The sequence below is a fragment of the Streptococcus equinus genome, assembly GCF_900104225.1.
GTDB classification, from domain to species: domain Bacteria; phylum Bacillota; class Bacilli; order Lactobacillales; family Streptococcaceae; genus Streptococcus; species Streptococcus equinus_D.
The window spans coordinates 409,090-426,450 of the sequence record NZ_FNJK01000002.1; the positions used below are offsets into that span (position 1 = coordinate 409,090).

Consider the following 17,361-nt stretch of genomic DNA (forward strand, 5'->3'; position numbering starts at 1 on the left):
ATGATAGCGCTATAATGTAATCAATGAAAAGTTAAAAGGAGTTTGACATGTTACATAAAACTTTAAAACCATTTCCAGATTACTTCTTGTGGGGAGCATCTACGTCAGCTTACCAAGTTGAAGGGGCTTCTTTAGAAGATGGTAAAGGTCCTTCTTGCCAAGATGTGAAAGAATTGCCTGCAGGTACTGCTGATTTGACAGTTTCTGTAGACCATTATCATCATTACAAAGAAGATATTGCTTTGATGGCAGAGATGGGCTTTAAATCATACCGTTTTTCAATTTCTTGGTCACGTGTTTTGCCAAAGGGGACTGGCGAAGTGAATCCAAAAGGAATTGAGTTTTATAACAACTTGATTGATGAATGTTTGAAATATGATATCGAACCAATCGTGACAATGTTCCACTTTGATATGCCAGCAGCGCTTGACGAACGTGGTTCATGGTCAACACACGAATCTGTTGATTGGTTTGCTGAATATGCGCGTGTCTTATTTGAAAACTTTGGTGACCGTGTTAAATATTGGTTGACAATCAATGAACAAAACATGTTAACTTTGGTTGGTCCAGTTATTGGTACCCTTCATGTACCAGAAGGAACAACTAATCTCACAAAAGAGATTTACCAACAAAACCATCACCAATTAGTAGCGCAAGCAAAAGCAATGCAACTTTGCCATGAAATGCTTCCAGAAGCTAAGATTGGTCCAGCTCCAAATATTTCACTTGTTTATGCGGCTTCATCAAAACCAGAAGATGTGCTAGCAGCTCAAAACTTTAATGCTATTCGTAACTGGCTTTACCTTGATGCTTATATCCTAGGTGAATACAATAACCTTGTCTGGGCATACCTTGAAGAACAAGATGCTACGCCAGTGATTACTGAAGAAGACCGTGCCATTATGAAAGCTGCAAAACCAGATTTCATCGGATTTAACTACTATAATACTGCAACTGTAGCTGCTTCAGATGGTACAGAAAGTTTGAATCCTTCTGCTGACCAACAAACAGCGCGTGGTGAAGCTGGTTTCTATCGCGGCGTTGATAATCCAAATCTTCCAAAAACAGAATTTGGTTGGGAAATTGACCCAGTTGGTTTCCGTGCCACTGTCCGTGAAATGTACAGCCGCTACCGCTTGCCACTTTTGGTTACTGAAAACGGTCTTGGAGCTTACGATACTTTGACAGAAGATGGTAAAGTTCACGACCAATACCGTATCGATTATCTTCGTGCTCACATTGAACAAATTCAATTAGCGATTACGGATGGTGTTGATATGCTTGGATATAATCCATGGTCAGCAGTCGACCTTATCTCAACTCACGAAGGTATTCGCAAACGTTATGGCTTTATCTACGTTGACCGCACAGATGAAGAAGTTGGTAGTCTTGAACGTTACCGCAAAGATTCATTCTTCTGGTATAAAAAAGTTATTGCCACAAACGGACAAGATTTGTCAGATTAAAATGAACAGAGAAAGCACTCAATTTTGATATTGAGTGCTTTTTCTTTTAAATCTGCGTAAATCTTTTCTTCTTGAGTTCGAAGGTAACATCTGTTTCGTTAGCGACAGCCGTTTCGTGAGTAACGATGATTACGGTTTTGTTTTGCTGATGTGCGATTTCTTTAAAAATATTAACGATATCTTGGGTGGTTTCTTCGTCAAGGTTTCCAGTCGGTTCGTCAGCGATAATGATATCATGCTCTGTTGCCAAGGCTCGTACAATAGCGACGCGTTGCTGTTGGCCACCTGAAAGTTGAAGAACTGGTTTATCAATTAGTCCTTTTGGAATGCCAACAAGTTCAAAAAGTTCTTCGATTTTAGCGTTGTCAACACTTTTGTTTGAAATTTCTAGCGCTGTTTGAACATTTTGACGTGCAGTCATGTAAGTCATTAAATTATAAGCTTGGAAAATAGTGGAAACAGCATTTTTACGGTAATTAGTCAGACCAGATTTATTAATGTCTTTGTCATTGAGGAATATTTCCCCAGTCTTTGGACTATCTAGTCCAGCTAAAAGAGAGAGAAATGTCGTTTTTCCACTTCCAGATTGACCAAGGATTGAATAAACTTTTCCCTTTTCGAAGTTTAAATTAACATCTTTGAACAGGTAGTCGTCGGGATTATTGGTGTACCAGTAGCCGATATTTTGTGTGCGTAATGTCATATGGTTTCCTTTCTAATTAGAAGATAAGATATCTTTAGGTTTCATGCGGATGATGCCGATACTTGCTAAGATAGTTGAGATAAATGAGATAAGAAGGGCAATTCCACCAAGTTTTGCGACATCATTTCCTGTTAACTTGATGTCTAATTGATCAATTTCTTTGCTTGAAGAAGTAGCCATTGTCATCATATTGCCAAAACCAGCTCCGCTTGGTCGGCCAAGTTTTTGTTGGAAATCATTTTTAGTGCTCTTATCAGAAGAGTCACTATCTTGACCAGGAAAATCATTTTTAGCAGTCTGTTGGGTTTGAGTTGAAGATGATAGAAGCTGATTACCAAGTGCGTTGCCTACAAAATTTCCAGCAACAGTAGCAATGACAAGGGAAACGGCTGTTACCATAAATAATTCTGTGAAGAATTGTCCGATAATTTTAAGGCGATTTTCACCTAAACTCATAAGGACACCGATTTCGTAACGACGTTCTCGGATGTTTAGAATGACAATGAGCGTCAAGATAACAGCACCAGCAACAGCAACTAAAATAACAATATTTTGGGCAATTGATGAAATGCTATTGAGTGGTGAAAGCATTTGTTCATAGATTTCATCGCTAGAGGTTACAGAATATGAATCAGTATCAATTTCAGATTTGACTTCTTTGACGAAATCATCCATTTTTTCAGGGTTTGAAAGAGTGTAAATAGCTGAATCTAATTTATCCGTCTCACCTTTCATAGTATTAGCCGTTGTGAGGTTAGTATAGATGTTATTTTGTGGATTTGAGGCATTTGACATCATTTGAGCTGTAGTTGCTGTCGATGAATTGTCATAAATACCAATGATTTTTAGAGTGTAACTTGTTTCGGTATCATTGACGGTTGTTTTAACAGTGAAGCTATTGCCGATACTTAAGTTGTTTTCTTTGGCTAAATCAGCTGAAATAAGTGCTGAATTGTCAGCGGTGTCTGAAGTGATGCCAGTTCCTTTAGAAATTTTATTTGTCCCAGAAGTAAAGTCGCTTACCTTATCTGTGCTATTGACTCCTGTAATTGTGAAATCGCCAGAAACCATCATTCCAGGGCCAGCTGGTTGAGAGTTGCTGTTTGAAGATTCATCAGAAGAAGATGTTGAGATAGCAGTGATATCATCGCCTGCTGTAGCAGTTGTTGTTGTCGTAAAAAGGTATGAAGCTACATCGCTTTTTTCAGCAATAGATTTTGCGGTTGCAAGATCAACAGAGGTAGTAGCAGACGTGTCACTGCTTGAATCAGAACTTTTATTGCTATCAGGCTTGAAAGCTTTCATCATTGCTTCGCGGTTAACCGAAAGTGTGACGCTTGCGCCAGCTTGCTTTTTAGCGTTTTTTACAGCTGAATCAGCAGCGTTTTTGATGGTCAAGCCTGCTAGGACAAAAATCAAGATAGCGCTGGTTACTAGAATTAGTAGTCCCGTACGTCCTTTTTTGGCTTTTGTTGCAAGCCAAGCACGTTTAATAAAATTCATATAAAACTCCTTTGTAATTGTGTTACAAAAAGTTTAGGGAATAAGACTTAAGTAAAACTGAAAGAAAGCTAAAATAAAGCTTAAACTGATGAAAAGGTGTACAATAAATAATGTACGGTTATAACGAACGATATAAAAATGCAAAAGAAAAATAGTTGACATAAAACGAATGAAGTTGTAGAATGATAATGGAAGGGTAAGCTTTTACCTAGCGATGCTCTATTGAATCAATGCTCAGTAGAGTTATAGGAAGGTCATTTTTTAATGAAAGAGTCGATGTGTTTTTGCCTACTCTGACAGAGAAAAAAGTGGCCTTTTTGTATTGTCCTTTGACTTTGTTTGAGTTTGTAAGGACACAAAGAACATGGAGAAACTTATATGTATAACGAAATGCCTGTCTTTGATTACGAAGATATTCAACTCATTCCTAACAAATGTATCATTAAAAGCCGTTCAGAAGCAGATACGCATGTGACACTTGGTGATTATACTTTTAAGTTGCCAGTTGTCCCAGCAAATATGCAAACGATTATCGATGAAGATATCGCTGAAAAGCTTGCTAAAGATGGTTACTTTTATATTATGCATCGTTTTGATGAAGCGTCTCGTAAACCTTTTGTTAAACGTATGCATGATAAAGGCTTGATTGCTTCAATCTCAGTAGGTGTTAAAGATTATGAGTACGATTTTGTCTCAAGCTTAAAAGATGATGCTCCAGAATTTATCACGATTGATATTGCTCATGGACATTCTGACAGCGTTATTGAGATGATTAAACACATTAAAAAAGAATTACCGGGAACTTTTGTTATTGCTGGTAATGTCGGAACCCCTGAAGCTGTCCGTGAGTTGGAAAATGCCGGCGCTGATGCCACAAAAGTTGGGATTGGTCCTGGTAAAGTATGTATCACAAAAGTGAAAACTGGTTTTGGAACAGGCGGCTGGCAATTAGCGGCACTACGTTGGTGTGCTAAGGCAGCTCGTAAACCAATTATTGCTGATGGTGGTATCAGAACTCACGGTGACATTGCAAAATCAATTCGCTTTGGTGCAACAATGGTTATGATTGGTTCTCTTTTTGCTGGACATCTAGAAAGCCCAGGAAAATTGGTGGAAGTAGATGGTAAACAATATAAAGAATATTACGGTTCAGCATCTGAATACCAAAAAGGAGAACATAAAAACGTCGAAGGTAAGAAAATCTTGCTTCCAGTTAAAGGACATCTAAAAGATACTCTGACTGAAATGCAAGAAGACCTTCAAAGTTCCATTTCATATGCCGGAGGCCGTGACCTTCATGCATTAACACGCGTTGATTATGTCATCGTTAAAAATTCAATCTGGAATGGTGACTCAATTTAATAATGAAAATGTCATTATTTTCAGAATATTACTTCTTTAATAATAGGACCAATGTCATCTTGAATTCCAAGATTAAAATGATACAATAGTTCTATCATTAATGTGATGGTTAAAATTTAATAATACTTATTTATGCTACGAATGGGCGTAGCGTTTCTACAAGACACCGTAATGTCTAACAATAAGTCAATTCTCAGTTGCTGTCTGAGAAGACATTTTTGCATAGTTGTGAAAATGTGACCGAGTTTTGCAAGAGGTGTTTACGAATTGTAAACATCTCTTTTTTGTAACACTTGTCTTTGTTAATAGCCCTTGAAGCCTCATAGTAAGTTGTTAGTTTTGACATCCAATTTTTAACTATTTTTCTAAAGGAGAATCCATGAAATTATTGGAAGATCGCATCTTAAAAGATGGGAATGTTTTGGGTGAGGATATTTTGAAAGTTGATAGCTTTCTTACTCACCAAGTTGACTATGAATTAATGCAAGAAATTGGTAAAGTTCTTGCGCAAGCTTACAAAGATGCTGGGATTACAAAAGTCGTCACTATTGAAGCCTCAGGTATTGCTCCAGCACTTTATACAGCACAAGCCATGGGCGTTCCAATGATTTTTGCTAAAAAAGCTAAAAATATTACAATGACTGAAGGCATTCTAACTGCTGAAGTTTATTCTTTCACTAAACGTGTAACAAGTACTGTCTCAATTGCAAGTAAATTCTTGTCAGAAGATGATACAGTTTTAATCGTCGATGACTTTTTGGCAAATGGTCAAGCTGCTAAAGGTCTTTTGGAAATTATTGGTCAAGCAGGTGCAAAAGTTGCTGGTATCGGTATTGTGATTGAAAAATCTTTCCAAACAGGTCGTAAATTACTAGAAGAAACAGGTGTTCCTGTGACATCTCTTGCACGTATTAAAGAATTCAAAGATGGACAAGTTGTCTTTGCGGAGGCTGATGCATAAAATGGAAATGAATGAACAAAAACACTCACAAGCTGCCATTTTAGGTTTGCAACATTTGCTTGCTATGTACGCTGGTTCAATCTTGGTTCCAATCATGATTGCTAGCGCTCTTAATTATTCAGCAGAGCAATTAACTTACTTGATTTCAACTGATATTTTTATGTGTGGTGTAGCAACTTTCTTACAATTGCAGTTGCGTAAACACTTTGGTGTAGGTCTTCCAGTTGTACTTGGTTGTGCCTTCCAATCTGTTGCACCGTTATCAATCATTGGGGCTAAACAAGGTTCTGGTTACATGTTTGGTGCTTTGATTGTCTCTGGTATTTATGTGATTTTGATTTCTGGCATTTTCTCAAAAATTGCTGATTTCTTCCCACCAGTTGTCACAGGTTCAGTTATCACAACCATTGGTTTGACATTGATTCCAGTTGCTATTGGTAACATGGGTGATAATAGTGACAAACCAACAGCTCAATCATTAATTTTGGCACTTGTAACCATTGCGATTGTTCTTGCGGTTAATATTTTCGCCAAAGGATTCATTAAATCTATTGCCATTTTGATTGGTCTGATTGGTGGAACGATTGTGGCTGCCTTTATGGGCTTGGTTGATCCATCAGTTGTTGCAAATGCACCGCTTGTTCATATTCCACAACCATTTTACTTTGGTGCACCAAAATTTGAAATTACATCAATTATTATGATGTGTATCATTGCAACAGTTTCTATGGTTGAATCAACAGGTGTTTATTTGGCACTTTCTGATTTAACAGGTGAAAAACTTGATAGCAAACGTCTTCGCAACGGTTACCGTGCAGAAGGTGCAGCTGTTCTTCTTGGTGGTATTTTCAATACCTTCCCATATACTGGATTTTCTCAAAACGTTGGTTTGGTTCGTATTTCAGGAATCAAAACACGTCGTCCAATTTACTACACAGCTTTATTCCTTGTGATTCTTGGTTTGCTTCCAAAATTTGGAGCAATGGCACAAATGATTCCAAGTCCAGTTCTTGGTGGTGCTATGATTGTTCTTTTTGGTATGGTAGCTCTTCAAGGGATTCAAATGCTAAATCAAGTTGATTTTAAAAATAATGAATACAACTTCATTATCGCCGCGGTTTCAATCGCTTGTGGTGTTGGTTTTAACGGAACAAATCTCTTTGTTAGCCTTCCAAATACAGTTCAAATGTTCTTGACAAATGGTATTGTTATTGCGGCATTATTTGCTGTTGTTCTTAATTTGATTTTAAACGGAAAACCAAAAAAATAAGCGTTTAGACATAAAAAGAGTTCATCTAGGATTTTTCTAGATGAACTTTTATTTTTATCGTATTATCGAAATAATTGAAATTGTGAGCGTAAGCCATTTGTCATGGCTAATCGATTATCCTTAGTGATAACAATTCCTTCAATATGAGGCTGCGCTTGAATGGTCGCTAAAGCTTGCATAATCGGAAGACCAAAGAGACGTGTAGTCCAGATTTCACAATCAACTGATAAGTCAGAAACGATCGTAAGGCTTGCCATTTCAGTGTTAATTGGATAGCCTGTTTTTTGGTCAAAGATATGATGGTATTCTTTATTACCAACCTTTAAACGACGTTCATAGATTCCTGATGTAACGACCGATTGATTTTTGACAGCAAGAACACCAATATTATTGCCTCTAGGTAGCTGTGGATTTTGGATACCGATTCGCCAAATACCATTATCCTGTTTTGGATTGTCTCCATAAACCAAGACATTGCCACCCAAGTTAATCATAGCAGAGCTGACTTTTTCTGATTTTAGGTAATCCATAACTTTGTCTGCGATGTAACCTTTAGCGATGGCACCAAGGTCGATTTTCATGCCTTTTTGGCTCAGAAAAACACTTTTGTTTTTATCGTCCAAGATAATATTTTGAGGATTTGATAATGCTAGCGCCTCTTGAACTTTTTTAGAGCTGGGAACATTAGCATCTTCAAATCCAATGCGCCAGCTTTGAACCAAAGGCCCGATAGCGATATTAAGATTGCCAGGTTGAGCAAGGCTATGTTTTTTTCCGATTTGTGTGAGTTCAAATAAGTCTGGGTGAACAGTTACTGGAGCGATACCAGACTGATCATTGATGACCATAAGTTCTGAATCAGCGTCGTTAGCGCTGAAGCGATCTTTATAAACTGTTAGCAGATGACAAACTTCAGCAATATGATTTTGAGGTGTATCAGAATCAATTAAAATATCAATAGTTGTCCCCATCATCTGAATACTATGGCCAAGTTGCAAATGCTCACCTCCTGAATATTCATATATTTTTAGCATATCGTTTTCTTAACTGAAAAGCAATTGATTGATTTAAAAGAAGGAGAAGAGTGTAAAAAAAGAGGCTGGGACAGAATTTCCCAACCTCTTCATTTACATAGTTATAATAAGCAAAACGCAGTGGTTAAGTGGGTTCTAATGCTCTAATGCGTTGATAAATCAACTTTTACACCCCTACTTAACTCTGCGGGGGTGGGACGACGAAATCGAATTTCTTCGAAATTACCGATTTCTGTCCCATTCCCTTTTTTGTTAATCAGAAAAAATTAGTTTTTCTTTTTCATTTCACCATGTGGGTAGTAAGTACCTTCTGGCATATCGTTGATGAAAACGTGGATAGCTTCTTTTGGAGCTTTAGCGATACGTGAAACAACTTCAGTAACTTCGCGAGCAAGCTCAACTTTTTGTTCTTGACTACGACCTTCGAACAAATCGATTTTTACGAATGGCATAAGAATCTCCTTTAAAATAAATTAACAGTAACATTGTAGCACATTTTGAGAGAAAATTCAGTAAAATTAAGAAATATCAGCTGTTTAGACAAGCTTTTTGTGCTATTTTAGAAGAAATCTTATTTAAACAATTTCAAAATATCTGATAAACCAAATGTTGTTTTATGGTAAACCTTATTATAAGCTGCTTTTTTCGGGTTCTTTACCCAGCCCATACCTTTTTTACCGTAGCCAGGGATAAGAGCTTTTTTAGCTTGTCGTTTCCACTTAGCAGTAGTGCGAGCTTTTAAACTCTTTTTAAGACTTGGTTTTCGAAATCCAACTTTCATGATTGTACCTCTTTAGTTTTTTTATAATAATATTTCAACTCGAAAGATACTCCATTGTTTTTCCTTCGTCAATACTGTTTTTTTAAATATTCTTGTAACACAATCGTGATTTTTTTAATAAAGTGTCATCGAATTTACATGAGTAGCTGTGCTACAATAGAGTTAAGCATTAACAATTTAACAGTGCAAGGAGTGGCGGTTTTGTCGCTCTTTAGTGCGTTGATTTGTTATTCAATAGTGTTGGTTACCGATATCACATTTAGTGATAAAAGCTAAGGCAAAATTTGCTTTAGCTTTTTTTATGCTGTTAAATACTTGTAGTAGTGGGATGTGAACGTTTTTGAGGCATTGAATTGATCCTTCTTCTTGTTTATCCATCAGCGATTTTATGGTAGAATAGTAGAATATTAGTAGAAGGTAGGATTGTCACTTTTGGCTCAACTCTATTATAAATATGGAACCATGAATTCTGGTAAGACCATTGAAATTTTGAAAGTAGCTCATAACTATGAAGAACAAGGCAAGCCTGTTGTCATTATGACGTCAGCACTTGATACGCGTGATGGTTATGGGGTTGTTTCTAGTCGTATCGGCATGCGCCGTAAAGCTGTTGCGATTACAAATGATATGGATGTTTTTGCTTACGTCGAAGCTCTACCAGAAAAACCATATTGTGTTCTTATTGATGAATGTCAGTTTTTAACGAAAAAGCATGTCTATGAATTAGCGCGTGTTGTTGATGAATTAGAAGTCCCAGTTATGGCTTTTGGGTTAAAAAATGATTTTCAGAACGAATTATTCGAAGGTTCAAAATACCTACTGCTTTTAGCAGATAAAATTGATGAAATTAAAACTATTTGTCAGTTCTGTTCAAAAAAAGCCACAATGGTTTTGCGAACTGAAAATGGCAAACCGGTTTACGAGGGAGATCAAATCCAAATTGGAGGAAATGAGACTTACATCCCTGTTTGCCGTAAACACTATTTTCATCCAATGATTTCAGACGAAAAATAAGAAAAGAATTTGTAAAAGAGAGGGAAATATACTCAGATGAACATTTATGATCAGCTACAAGCGGTTGAAGACCGTTATGAAGAATTAGGAGAACTACTAAGCGACCCGGATGTCGTTAGTGATACAAAACGTTTCATGGCTTTGTCAAAAGAAGAAGCAAGCACGCGTGAAACAGTAGCCGTTTACCGTGAATACAAAAAAGTTCTTCAAAACATCGAAGATGCCGAAGAAATGATTAAAGATGCTGGTGGCGATCCAGAACTTGAAGAAATGGCAAAAGAAGAACTCAAAGAATCAAAAGCAGCAAAAGAAGATTACGAAGAAAAACTTAAAATTCTTCTTTTACCAAAAGATCCAAATGATGACAAAAACATTATCTTGGAAATCCGCGGTGCTGCTGGTGGTGATGAAGCGGCTCTATTTGCTGGTGACCTTCTTCAAATGTATCAAAAATACGCTGAAAGCCAAGGCTGGAAATTTGAAGTTATGGAAGCCTCATACAATGGTGTTGGTGGTATCAAAGAAGTTGTTGTCATGGTCTCAGGCCAATCTGTATACTCTAAATTGAAATACGAATCAGGTGCTCACCGTGTGCAACGTGTCCCTGTTACAGAAAGCCAAGGTCGAGTCCACACATCTACAGCGACAGTTCTTGTCATGCCTGAAGTTGAAGAAGTAGAATACGAAATCGATCCAAAAGATTTGCGTGTAGATATTTACCACGCATCTGGTGCCGGTGGACAAAATGTCAATAAAGTTGCGACAGCCGTTCGTATGGTTCACATTCCAACTGGTATCAAAGTTGAAATGCAAGAAGAACGTACACAACAAAAGAACCGTGATAAAGCCATGAAAGTCATTCGTGCGCGTGTTGCGGACCACTTTGCTCAAATCGCTCAAGACGAACAAGATGCTGAACGTAAATCAACAGTTGGTACTGGTGACCGTTCAGAACGTATCCGTACATATAACTTCCCACAAAACCGTGTGACAGACCACCGTATTGGTTTGACATTGCAAAAACTTGATAGCATTTTGTCAGGTAAATTGGATGAAGTGATTGATGCGCTTATTCTTTTTGATCAAACTAAGAAACTAGAAGAGTTAAATAAATAATGAACTACGCTGAAACAATCAGCCAACTAGAAAAACATTTACAAGAAATTGGAGAAGATCCAGAAAACCTCACTTACGTTTTTCGTGAGTTAAAGGGCTGGACTCTTCTTGATTTCATCTTACATCAAAATAAAGAAGTGACTGAATCAGATCAGAAGCTCCTTGAGTCAATCATGGGTCAGCTAGAAGATCATCGTTCTCCGCAGTACATCACTGGAAAAGCTTATTTTCGTGATTTGGAGCTTGCGGTTGATGAGCGTGTCTTGATTCCGAGACCTGAAACGGAAGAATTGGTTGATTTGGTTTTAAAGGAAAATAGCAAAGCAGATTTACGTGTTTTAGATATTGGAACGGGCAGCGGAGCTATTGCCATTTCACTTAAGTCTGCGCGACCTGACTGGCAAGTTACAGCCTCAGATATCTCGCAAGGTGCTTTGCAATTGGCAGAAGAAAACAGTAAGCTCAATCAAGTGTCGCTTGATTTTGTGGAATCAGATGTTTTCAGTCAGATTACAGGGACTTTTGATGTGATTATCTCAAACCCGCCTTACATCGCTTATGGCGATAAGGATGAAGTTGGGGTGAATGTTCTTGCTTCTGAACCTCATTTGGCACTTTTTGCGGATGAGGATGGCTTTGCCATTTACCGCCAAATTATCGAAGGCGCTGGTGAGCATTTATCAGAAAATGGTAAACTTTATTTTGAAATTGGCTACAAGCAAGGAGATGGTTTGCGTGCTTTGCTTAGCAAACATTTCCCACAAAAACGTGTCCGTGTCTTAGAAGACATATTTGGTAAAGATAGAATGGTCGTGATGGATAATGGCTAATTTGGAAGAAATACTTCAAACGGGTGGTGCGGTGATTTTGCCGACAGAAACCGTTTATGGGCTTTTTGCACAAGCCATGAATGAAGAAGCAGTTGAACATGTGTATCACTTAAAACGTCGTCCTAAAGACAAAGCCATGAATCTTAACGTGGCAGATTACGAGACGATTTTAGCTTTTTCAAAAAATCAGCCAACTTATCTAAAAAAACTCTATGACGCTTTTTTACCTGGACCGTTAACAATTATTTTACAGGCAAATGACCGTGTGCCAGCTTGGATCAATTCTGGCTTATCAACAATTGGTTTTAGAATTCCCAAACACCCACAGACTCTAGCTTTGATTAAAAAGGTAGGCCCGCTGATTGGACCTTCTGCAAATATTTCTGGCCAAGAAAGTGGAAAAGTTTTTACTGAAATCAAAGAGCAATTTGAAAGTTCAGTTTCAGGACTTTCAGATGATGCGGCCATTACGGGTGTTGACTCGACAATCTTAGATTTATCAGGTGATTTTGCACGTATTTTGCGCCAAGGGGCGATTACAAAAGAAGCTTTACTGGCTCGTGTGCCGGAATTGCCTTTTGCAAAAGATTAACTTTTTGGGAATTTATTTGATACTGTTTCGGCTTTTACAATCGCTAATGATTGTGACTTGATCTTATCAAAAGGAGATAAGGATATGATTTTTGACAAGGAAAACTACGAAGCATTTGACCCAGAACTTTGGCAAGCGATTCATGCTGAAGAAGTTCGTCAACAAAATAATATTGAACTCATTGCCTCTGAAAATGTTGTCTCAAAAGCTGTTATGGCAGCTCAAGGCACATTGCTGACTAACAAATATGCTGAAGGTTACCCTGGCAAACGTTATTATGGTGGAACTGATTGTGTGGATGTGGTTGAAAATTTGGCTATCGAACGTGCTAAAGAATTGTTTGGTGCTAAGTTTGCCAATGTTCAACCGCATTCAGGAAGTCAAGCTAATGCCGCAGCATACATGGCTTTAATCCAACCAGGTGATACTGTCCTTGGAATGGATTTAGCTGCAGGTGGTCACTTGACTCACGGTGCATCAGTCAGCTTTTCAGGAAAAACATACCACTTTGTCTCTTATTCAGTTGACCCTGTCACAGAACGTATCGATTATGATAAATTGGCAGATTTGGCTAAAGAAGTCAAACCTAAATTAATCGTTGCTGGGGCGTCAGCTTATTCACGTATTATTAATTTTCCAAGATTCCGCGAGATTGCAGACAGCGTTGGTGCTTATCTAATGGTTGATATGGCCCACATTGCTGGACTTGTGGCTTCAGGCCATCATCCAAGTCCAGTACCATATGCTCATGTGACAACGACAACAACGCACAAGACTCTTCGTGGACCGCGTGGTGGACTTATTTTGACGAATGATGAAGCTATTGCTAAGAAAATTAACTCTGCAGTCTTTCCGGGTCTTCAAGGTGGTCCATTAATGCATGTGATTGCTGGCAAAGCTGTCGCTCTAAAAGAAGCGCTGGATCCAGCTTTCAAAGAATATGGCGAAAATGTGATTAAAAATGCTAGTGCTATGGCTGATGTCTTTAATCAACATCCAAATTTCCGTGTCATTTCAGGTGGAACAGACAATCATGTCTTTCTTGTTGATGTGACAAAAGTGGTCGAAAATGGAAAATTGGCTCAAAATATTTTAGAGTCTGTTAACATTACGCTTAACAAAAATTCGATTCCATTTGAAACCTTGTCACCATTTAAGACATCTGGTATCCGTATTGGCTCACCTGCTATTACCAGTCGTGGAATGGGCGAAAAAGAATCACGTGCCATTGCTGAATTGATTGTAAAAGCACTTGAAAACTATCAAAATGAAACTATTTTAGAGGAGGTTCGTCGTGAGGTTAAAGCACTGACAGATGCTTTCCCACTTTATTAACGAACAACTGAACACGTTTGATGTGTTCAGACATACATAACCATGATTGATTTATATATTAAACGCATTGTTATTCATCAATTTACGCCAAATGATACAGAGCTCATTTTGTCAGATCAGTTATTGACGATTACGCCACGTATTGATGAGTATTTTCGTAAAAAATTAAGCAAAGTTTTCTCAGATGAAGCCAAACGTGGAACGTTCTCAGAAGACAATGTCTTTCTTAGTTATTTGAGTGATGATTTGATGGAATCATCCGTTAAAATCGCTCAGCTTTGGAAAGAAGAGTTTGTCATTTCTGATAATCAAAAGACAAATGATTTGGTCTTCATCCAATTTGATAAAGACGGTGTTGAGCATTTTGCTTTCCTTCGTGTGGCATTAAGAGAAAATTTTACGCATATCTCAAGTGACAGTGAAAGTCCGATTAAAATCACACAAAATAATTACCCGTCTGCGGCTCAAACACCAGATGAAGCCTTGGTGATTAATCGTGTTAACCATCATTATTATTTGATTGAAAAACGCATTAAGCACAATGGTAGTTTTGCCAACTATTTCTCAGAGAATCTCTTGCAAGTTCAGCCTGAACAGTCGGTCAAAAAATCGATTAAAATGGTGGAACAAGCAGCCCAAAAAATTGCTGAAAACTTCCAACAAGACGATTTTGCTTTCCAATCAAAAATGAAAGCAGCCATTCACAAAAACTTGGAAGAAGAGCAAGAATTATCTCCAGAAAAATTGGCGGACCAACTCTTTGACAATAATTTAACAGCTCGTTTGACCTTTGTTGATGAGTTGAAAGAAAGTATTCCTGAGCCTATTCAAGTCTCGGATATTGACCATTCACGTCAAACGAAAAAATTAGAGAACCAAAAATTGTCCCTATCTAATGGTATTCAATTAATTGTTCCTAATAATGTCTATGAAGATGCCGAATCGGTTGAATTTATTCAGAATCCAAATGGAACCTATTCCATCTTGATTAAAAATATAGAGGATATTCAAAATAAATAATGTTTAAGTTCTTAAAACGCCTGATTATACTGGCTTTTGTCCTTTTCTGTGGGTATCAAGTTTATGTAACTCACGAAAATGTTCATAAAGTTTTACAGTATAAAAGTATGGTTAAAGAGATTTTAGACGACAATGACACCAAGGCTAATGTTGAGTTGGTATTGGCGATGATTTACACTGAAACTAAAGGAAACGAAGACGATGTAATGCAGTCAAGTGAAAGTTCAGATGGTGTTGCTAATTCGATTACCGATAGTCAGACTAGTATTCGTCAGGGTGTCACAGTCCTTTCAGAAAATCTTTCTTTAGCTGATGAGGCAGGAGTAGATGTTTGGACAGCTGTTCAAGCTTATAACTTTGGAACATCTTATATTGATTATGTTGCAAAGCATGGTAGTAAAAGCACAATTGCTTTAGCTAAAACTTATTCACGCGATGTAGTAGCTCCAAGTCTTGGTAACACGACTGGTGAATCTTATTTTTACTACCATCCTCTCGCTTTAATTTCAGGTGGGCAATTATATAAAAATGGTGGTAATATCTACTACTCGCGTGAAGTTCATTTTAATTTGTATTTGATTGAATTAATGAGCTTATTTTAATTTAGTAAGGTTTAGAGTTTAGAATCTCTATTAAAACAGAGAAACATGAAGTATTTAAGTCGTTATTTCAAAGGGTACCTAAAGGAGACAATCTTAGGTCCCCTTTTCAAGTTGTTTGAAGCATCATTTGAATTATTAGTGCCAATTATTATTGCAAGAATTGTTGATACGATTATTCCAAGCAATAATAAGGTAAATCTTGTTTTGATGATTGGTCTTTTGTTCTTGTTTGCAATTGTTGGTGTTATTGTCGCCATCACGGCGCAGTATTTTTCTTCAAAAGCAGCCGTTGGCTATACGCGTCAATTGACATCGGATTTATTTAAGAAAATCATGGGCTTGAGTAAGGAAGACCGTGATAAACTGACAACATCAAGTTTGGTTACGCGTTTAACCAGTGATACTTATCAAATCCAGACAGGAATTAACCAATTCTTACGTCTTTTCCTTCGCGCACCGATTATTGTTTTTGGTGCTATTATCATGGCTTTTAACATCAGTCCCAAAATGACCATCGACTTTTTGGTCATGGTTGCCATTTTATTTATGATTGTCTTTGCCATGTCACATCTGTTGAATCCAATCTATGCTAAGATTCGTCGTGCGACAGATAAGATTGTTAACATGACACGTCAACAATTAGAAGGGGTTCGTGTTATTCGAGCTTTTGGTCAAGTTGATAAGGAAGAAAGAGAATTTGCTGCTGGGAACCAAGACTACACTGATTTACAGTTAAAAGCAGGACGTCTTTCAAGTTTAGTCACACCATTAACATACCTTGTGGTTAATAGCACTTTGGTTCTTGTGATTTGGCAAGGAAATCTTCAGATTAGTAATGATTTGCTTTCTCAAGGGATGTTAATTGCCTTGGTTAATTATCTTTTGCAAATTCTAACGGAATTGCTTAAGATGACCATGCTTGTGGCATCCTTGAACCAATCATTTATCAGTGCCAAACGTATCACTGAAGTTTTTGAAAAAGACTCTGAAGATTTATCAACTGAGTTGGAGCAAATGCAGTCTGAGTATGCTGTTTTGGTTAAAGACATGAGCTTTACTTATCCAACAGCAGCAGAGCCTTCACTATCTCACATTGATTTTCATTTAAATCCGGGTGATTTCTTAGGAATTATTGGTGGGACAGGTTCTGGGAAATCTACTTTGGTAGAATTGCTGACTCATCTCTATACACCTCAGGAAGGTAGCTTAGCTATTTTTCACAATCATTTTTCTCCTAAAACGCTCGGACAATGGCGTTCTTGGGTCAATGTGGTGCCACAAAAAGCCGAGCTTTTCCAAGGAACTATCCGATCAAACTTGATCTTAGGATTAAAAGGTGATGTCAGCGATGAAGACTTGTGGCGTGCCTTAGCTATTGCTCAAGCTAGTGATTTTGTTTCTGAAAAAGAAGGACAATTGGATGCGCCAGTAGAAGCTTTTGGTCGCAATTTCTCTGGTGGTCAACGTCAACGTTTGACCATTGCGCGTGCTATTGTTCAAAAGGCACCGCTCCTCATTTTGGATGATTCAACATCAGCACTTGACTATTTGACAGAATCAAAATTATTATCAGCCATTCATGAACAATTAAGTGATACGACATTGATTTTGATTTCACAACGTACCAATAGTTTGAAGGCTGCTGATAAGATTTTGCTTTTGGATAAGGGACATCAACTAGGATTTGCTAGTCACGATGAATTGCTTGCAACTAATGAGCTTTACCGAGACATCCATTACTCACAACACCAAAAAGGAAAGGAGGACTAGAA

Annotated in this window: 17 protein-coding genes and 1 riboswitch; of the genes, 12 read left to right on the forward strand and 5 right to left on the reverse strand. The window is 37.7% G+C overall.

What is annotated here, in order from left to right:
- Positions 1 to 47 precede the first annotated feature (47 nt).
- Positions 48 to 1,466 (forward strand): glycoside hydrolase family 1 protein, encoded by a 1,419-nt coding sequence (locus tag BLP98_RS04800; protein WP_074482156.1) that lies wholly within the window; start codon positions 48 to 50, stop codon positions 1,464 to 1,466.
- Between the two features lie 46 nt (positions 1,467 to 1,512).
- Here BLP98_RS04800 and BLP98_RS04805 read toward each other — a convergent pair whose 3' ends face one another.
- Both BLP98_RS04805 and BLP98_RS04810 read right to left on the reverse strand, forming a co-directional pair.
- Positions 1,513 to 2,169, reverse strand: a complete 657-nt coding sequence (locus tag BLP98_RS04805) for an ABC transporter ATP-binding protein (RefSeq protein WP_074482157.1) — start codon at positions 2,167 to 2,169, stop codon at positions 1,513 to 1,515.
- A gap of 12 nt (positions 2,170 to 2,181) precedes the next feature.
- Complete coding sequence (locus BLP98_RS04810; RefSeq protein ID WP_074482158.1) at positions 2,182 to 3,672, reverse strand: ABC transporter permease; 1,491 nt, start codon at positions 3,670 to 3,672, stop codon at positions 2,182 to 2,184.
- Positions 3,673 to 4,050: 378 nt separating this feature from the next.
- Between BLP98_RS04810 and guaC the strand changes: the two genes are divergently transcribed.
- The 3 genes from guaC (at position 4,051) to BLP98_RS04825 (ending at position 7,265) form a co-directional block, all read left to right on the forward strand.
- The gene (guaC, locus tag BLP98_RS04815; protein WP_074482159.1) at positions 4,051 to 5,034 is read left to right on the forward strand and encodes a GMP reductase; all 984 of its coding nucleotides are present in this window, start codon (positions 4,051 to 4,053) and stop codon (positions 5,032 to 5,034) included.
- 106 nt (positions 5,035 to 5,140) lie between these two features.
- A riboswitch (purine riboswitch) is annotated at positions 5,141 to 5,236 on the forward strand.
- A gap of 177 nt (positions 5,237 to 5,413) precedes the next feature.
- On the forward strand, positions 5,414 to 5,995 hold the full coding sequence (locus tag BLP98_RS04820; RefSeq protein ID WP_074482160.1) for a xanthine phosphoribosyltransferase: 582 nt from the start codon (positions 5,414 to 5,416) through the stop codon (positions 5,993 to 5,995).
- Positions 5,988 to 7,265, forward strand: coding sequence for a nucleobase:cation symporter-2 family protein (locus BLP98_RS04825; RefSeq protein ID WP_074482161.1), 1,278 nt, complete (start codon positions 5,988 to 5,990; stop codon positions 7,263 to 7,265). The genes BLP98_RS04820 and BLP98_RS04825 overlap by 8 nt, the downstream gene beginning before the upstream one ends.
- A gap of 62 nt (positions 7,266 to 7,327) precedes the next feature.
- On the opposite strand, the gene BLP98_RS04830 is transcribed toward BLP98_RS04825, so the two are convergent.
- From BLP98_RS04830 to BLP98_RS04840, 3 genes are all read right to left on the reverse strand, one after another.
- Positions 7,328 to 8,263: an FAD:protein FMN transferase gene (locus BLP98_RS04830; RefSeq protein WP_074482162.1), complete on the reverse strand. Its 936-nt coding sequence runs from the start codon at positions 8,261 to 8,263 to the stop codon at positions 7,328 to 7,330.
- Between the two features lie 302 nt (positions 8,264 to 8,565).
- Positions 8,566 to 8,751, reverse strand: a complete 186-nt coding sequence (locus BLP98_RS04835; protein ID WP_074482163.1) for a 4-oxalocrotonate tautomerase — start codon at positions 8,749 to 8,751, stop codon at positions 8,566 to 8,568.
- A gap of 119 nt (positions 8,752 to 8,870) precedes the next feature.
- Positions 8,871 to 9,080, reverse strand: a complete 210-nt coding sequence (locus BLP98_RS04840) for a hypothetical protein (RefSeq protein ID WP_074482164.1) — start codon at positions 9,078 to 9,080, stop codon at positions 8,871 to 8,873.
- 432 nt (positions 9,081 to 9,512) lie between these two features.
- Here BLP98_RS04840 and BLP98_RS04845 point away from each other — a divergent pair, with 432 nt between their 5' ends.
- From BLP98_RS04845 to BLP98_RS04880, 8 genes are all read left to right on the forward strand, one after another.
- On the forward strand, positions 9,513 to 10,094 hold the full coding sequence (locus BLP98_RS04845) for a thymidine kinase (RefSeq protein ID WP_074482248.1): 582 nt from the start codon (positions 9,513 to 9,515) through the stop codon (positions 10,092 to 10,094).
- A 36-nt stretch (positions 10,095 to 10,130) separates the two neighbouring features.
- Positions 10,131 to 11,210 carry a peptide chain release factor 1 gene (gene prfA / locus BLP98_RS04850; protein ID WP_074482165.1) on the forward strand — a complete coding sequence of 360 codons (1,080 nt, stop codon included), beginning with the start codon at positions 10,131 to 10,133 and terminating at the stop codon, positions 11,208 to 11,210.
- The gene (gene prmC, locus BLP98_RS04855; protein WP_074482166.1) at positions 11,210 to 12,040 is read left to right on the forward strand and encodes a peptide chain release factor N(5)-glutamine methyltransferase; all 831 of its coding nucleotides are present in this window, start codon (positions 11,210 to 11,212) and stop codon (positions 12,038 to 12,040) included. The genes prfA and prmC overlap by 1 nt, the downstream gene beginning before the upstream one ends.
- Positions 12,033 to 12,632, forward strand: a complete 600-nt coding sequence (locus tag BLP98_RS04860) for an L-threonylcarbamoyladenylate synthase (RefSeq protein WP_074482167.1) — start codon at positions 12,033 to 12,035, stop codon at positions 12,630 to 12,632. Before prmC ends, BLP98_RS04860 begins: the two co-directional genes overlap by 8 nt.
- An 84-nt stretch (positions 12,633 to 12,716) precedes the next feature.
- Positions 12,717 to 13,967 carry a serine hydroxymethyltransferase gene (glyA, locus tag BLP98_RS04865; RefSeq protein ID WP_074482168.1) on the forward strand — a complete coding sequence of 417 codons (1,251 nt, stop codon included), beginning with the start codon at positions 12,717 to 12,719 and terminating at the stop codon, positions 13,965 to 13,967.
- Positions 13,968 to 14,009: 42 nt separating this feature from the next.
- On the forward strand, positions 14,010 to 14,987 hold the full coding sequence (locus BLP98_RS04870; RefSeq protein ID WP_039696955.1) for a nucleoid-associated protein: 978 nt from the start codon (positions 14,010 to 14,012) through the stop codon (positions 14,985 to 14,987).
- Positions 14,987 to 15,589 carry a lysozyme family protein gene (locus BLP98_RS04875; RefSeq protein ID WP_074482169.1) on the forward strand — a complete coding sequence of 201 codons (603 nt, stop codon included), beginning with the start codon at positions 14,987 to 14,989 and terminating at the stop codon, positions 15,587 to 15,589. The genes BLP98_RS04870 and BLP98_RS04875 overlap by 1 nt, the downstream gene beginning before the upstream one ends.
- A gap of 45 nt (positions 15,590 to 15,634) precedes the next feature.
- Entirely contained in the window at positions 15,635 to 17,359 is a 1,725-nt protein-coding gene (locus tag BLP98_RS04880) for an ABC transporter ATP-binding protein (protein ID WP_074482170.1), read from the forward strand.
- The last annotated feature ends 2 nt before the right edge of the window (positions 17,360 to 17,361 follow it).